This is a genomic window from Vreelandella sp. L-25, from assembly GCF_056857535.1.
Genome location: NZ_JBSXNH010000031.1, coordinates 1 through 3023, shown reverse-complemented (window position 1 = coordinate 3023; position 3023 = coordinate 1). Strand labels below are relative to the sequence as shown.

At 53.3% G+C, this 3023-nt stretch carries 3 protein-coding genes; 1 reads left to right on the top strand and 2 read right to left on the bottom strand.

The features are described from left to right. Window positions 1–201, top strand: a 201-nt coding sequence (locus AC13CN_RS02410) for a hypothetical protein (RefSeq protein WP_483052984.1), incomplete at its 5' end; no start/stop codon positions are given. Window positions 202–750: 549 nt separating this feature from the next. Here AC13CN_RS02410 and AC13CN_RS02405 read toward each other — a convergent pair. Then, window positions 751–1596: a TolC family protein gene (locus tag AC13CN_RS02405; protein WP_197746125.1), complete on the bottom strand. Its 846-nt coding sequence runs from the start codon at window positions 1594–1596 to the stop codon at window positions 751–753. Window positions 1597–1880: 284 nt separating this feature from the next. Then, window positions 1881–2609 (bottom strand): TorF family putative porin, encoded by a 729-nt coding sequence (locus AC13CN_RS02400; RefSeq protein ID WP_062363658.1) that lies wholly within the window; start codon window positions 2607–2609, stop codon window positions 1881–1883. Window positions 2610–3023 lie beyond the last annotated feature (414 nt).

Genomic DNA, 3023 nt, shown 5'->3' with positions numbered 1-3023 from the left:
GTGGCTGGTGAGGGTGCGGCGACTGGCGCGGAACTTTATGTTGGGCATGGCACTGTCTGGGTGAATGGCGATAATGGCTATATTGCCATGCAGGTCAGTGGGTTAGAAGTGCTTCCGGGGGCCGGTCTCACGGATTCAGGGAAAGGTCAACGGTGCCTTGATGCTCCTGGGAATGACCTAAACTTCCGTCAGCGTACTTAACCCAGCCCTCCCATCCAAGGACTCTCGTAGTCTTTCCTCTAAGAATACGAAGCAATTCCATTGCATCGGCATACCCGACGACTATTTCATCCTCTACCGCTGATCTGTTTATTATTTCTTCGTAGCTATACATGACGGGGACACATTAACGCTTAAGCACAGCGGCGCGAGTTTACGAGCGTCCGGCGCCCGGTAGGGCGCGAACTGGTGCGTATGGTTACGTGTTTAATCACGACTCCGCCTCCCGTGCTTAATGTAATAATGAGGTATCGCTACTGCGCCTAAAAGCACCATGTACGATATCCACCAACCTCGGTTTTGTAGCTTCCGAAGACCGCTATCACGAATGCAAACTGCCAGTGTGATGACGGACATTAATAGCACTACTACCCATAAAGCATCTACTATTCCCTTTGGGACTACCCTTTCTCCCGAACCCCAATAATAGGGCACGTTCATATTGAAAGCGACAATATATGCTACCGCCAAAACGATCGTAACAATCAGTATCGTCTTCTCAAGCTTACTCATAGATACACGTAACAGTGATTATACGCCCTTCAACATAACACTATTTTCATCCGCTGCAATTCTGGCGGCCGCCGCTTTCAGGTCCGCTCTCTGACTCTGTGCCATCTCGACAAGCTGGCTGGTCGGAGGCAGGTCTTCGAGCGTCACATCAAGCTCGCCGGTCACCCCAACGGCATCGGAGGGGGACACCCCGAGCACTTCGGTAAGGTCAATTTTTGATTGCTCGAGCTTTTGTTCCGCCGAGGCTTTTTGATTCCGGGCCCTGGCAAGCCCAATGACTGCGGTATTGAGATCAATCCGGGTTTGTTTACCCTGTTTTACGGACATTTCAACCAGGTCTTTGGTGCGTTGCATAAGTTCAACGGCACGGGTTGCGGTTTCCAACTCTTTCTGAGCCAGCAGTATCCGGAAATAGGCGGCCCGCACCCGCGCCTTGGTGGCTACCTTCAGGTATTCAAGCTCCTGTTGCCGGGACGTGAGATTACTCCGGGCACGCGACTGCCCAAGGTCGCCGCGATTACCCATCCAGATCTCCTGAGTAACCCTCACCCCATATTCCAGGGACTCGTCGGCCTGATCCGGGGCCTGACGGGCCCCCAACTCAAACTCTGGATTGCTCGGCGCCCAGCGGCTGGCATGATCAAGCTGTCCCTGCTGTATCGAGACCGCGGCCCGCCTCAAAGCCAATACCGGGCTATTCTCGAAAGCCATCACCATGGCCTGGTTCAGGGAAACAGCCTGGCTGGCTTTGGCCTGCTGATATTCTTTCAGCGACACACTCTCTTTTGCCTGGGCCGACACCATAGGAGAGACGGCCAAGGCTCCCGGAACTATCATCGCGCACAACAACAATCGTTTGTTCATTCAGTATCATCCTGGCTGTTTGACTGAGGTCAGTGAGTCAGCATTTTTGCGTGGGAATCTGGAACGACCTTACAGACAAACCTTTAATACAGTTTGAAATTCAGGCACCGGATAAGAAATGAGCTTTGGCGGCAGGGGGGGCAGAGGTAAGGGCGAGGATGTCGAGTCACCGGGCGTCAAGGCAGGCGCACGATGGTGGGTTCTTGCATGATAAATAAAAACCGGCCCGTCATTTGGGCCGGCTTTTTATTCTGGATCTGAATTGCTTGTGATCACTTGGCCGATCAGAAACTCCTGCTCCAACCCAGCCAGAACTTCGGATCATCCGAGTTGACAGAGCCAAGCGCGTCGGTTGACTCAATGTCCGCGTACTCCACGTTAACACTGAAAGAACCGAAGTTTCCCGCATCCTTTGTAACGTTGGCGGCGACGTGTGAATAACTTGCCTCGCCGACAGAAGCCTTGCCGTCATCAGCGAAGTCGTAATAGCCAAGCGTCACACCGGCACTGTAGCTGTCCTCCAGAGGCACCCCAACAGAGGCGTAGTAATAGGCATCCCCCTGCACGAACACCCCATCACCACTGGTGTCGCTGTTGATCGTGTAGGCCAGGCCGATGGCCGCAATGCCATAACTGATCTCGCCGTACAGTTCGCCGAAGTCGATGGAGTCCGGCGCGTCAGGATACGCATAATAAATGTACCCAACGTCATAACCCAGTTCTTCCACAGAGCCGGAGAATCCGGCATAAAGATCAAGCTCATAGCTGGTGCCGTCACCAAAATCGACATTGGAACCCCAACCACCGGCGTAGAAGCCCGACGCATGCTCATAATCCAACCCTCCCTGGACAGCCGCAGCCCCGTCTGTCTGGGTGACGCCCCGGAACAGATAGTTGCTGCTGGCGCTCACATTTGAGCTGACGTCAGCGCTAACAATGGCGGGCGCAGCCTGAAGTGCTGCAAGCAAAGTGATACTGATAAATCCGGATTTGGTGAAAAACTGCTTCTTCATAATGGATACCTTCGGTTGGGTTTCATTGCTCCAAATATGATTTAGCAAAATTCCTGCCACATCTTATTTATTCTTGTTTATCATAATTATAGAGACAAATCGGCGCATTCTGAGCTTGCCCCCGAAAAACGACCGCAACACCTAGCGCCCCAGAACCTGTCACCGGCCCGGACCAGCGCCCTGTTTTGATGCATTCTCTGTAACCATTCTCCTGAATCCGTGAAGCCGGCGCCGACACTTTCCCTATCACCGCCAGCGAGCACTTTTTGATCATTCGCCCGTGCAAGTTGGCTTTCGCAAGCCCGTTATTGCCAAAACCCACCGTGCTGATCGGTGCTGACGGCCCGTTTTGTCATGCCTTTCCACCCGCCAGGCACGACATATCTGGCGATCGCGTGTCGCTTGGAACTGCTT